Source organism: Bacillus sp. LBG-1-113, from assembly GCF_020708615.1.
GTDB lineage: Bacteria > Bacillota > Bacilli > Bacillales > Bacillaceae > Bacillus > Bacillus mojavensis.
The window spans coordinates 1-770 of sequence record NZ_JAJFDG010000027.1 but is presented as its reverse complement, the minus strand read 5'-3'; the positions used below and the strand labels follow the sequence as shown (position 1 = coordinate 770).

Below are 770 nucleotides of genomic sequence, written 5' to 3'. Positions count from 1 at the left end.
CCTGTGCTTTGTTGTTCTTTTTGTTCTTCTTTCAATTGCTGTCTTTTGAGGTTGAGGGCAGGCTTGGTAATGGACTTTGATTCCGTTTGAATTTTCATCTGTACTTCAACAGGGAAGGGAAGAGACTGCGCTTCATAAAACAAATCACTTTCCGACATATTGTGAAGAAATTCGTCAATCACTACAAAAGCTGAATAGCCTTCATCTTGGTCACTATGCAGATGTAAAACGGATGGGTCAGTGGGGTCTATGATCGTGTTTGTAATAGAGCGAACATCCTTTATCTCACTTTCTTCATTCGTTTGGTGCTTTAACCCACGTACAAAGTGATAACGGTTAATGTATGTCATTTCGGATTCTGAAAGCCGTTCTCCGCGAACAGAAGCCATGATATTGGCTAATGTTTCTTCAACTTCCTCATATTTTTCAAAAAAAGAGGTGGAAACATTTTGTTCCCACCCGAGCATTTTCACAACTGTATCAGTCGCCGTATTGAAAAAAGATAGTATATTGTCTTTAAGTTCCACACTAATATTGACAAGACTGCTTTTCAGTTTTACACCTAAAATGAAATCATACTTTGTCAGCCTTCCTAATCGCTGTTCTAACAGCCTTACGGTTTCTTCATTGTAGTAACGTGCCACATCCATTGCATCTGCCGCAATATCTGTTTCTAAATCCTTAAATCGTTTTTCTAATTCATACTCACTTGGATACATCATCAAGTGAAAATCCTCATAAGATGTAATTTCTTCAAAAAGATGCTGCCA

The 770-nt window shown here is 38.1% G+C and carries 1 pseudogene; it reads right to left on the bottom strand.

The window, feature by feature from the left end:
- Positions 1–770: pseudogene (gene conE / locus LJF29_RS21115) on the bottom strand (VirB4-like ATPase ConE); the annotation flags it as partial.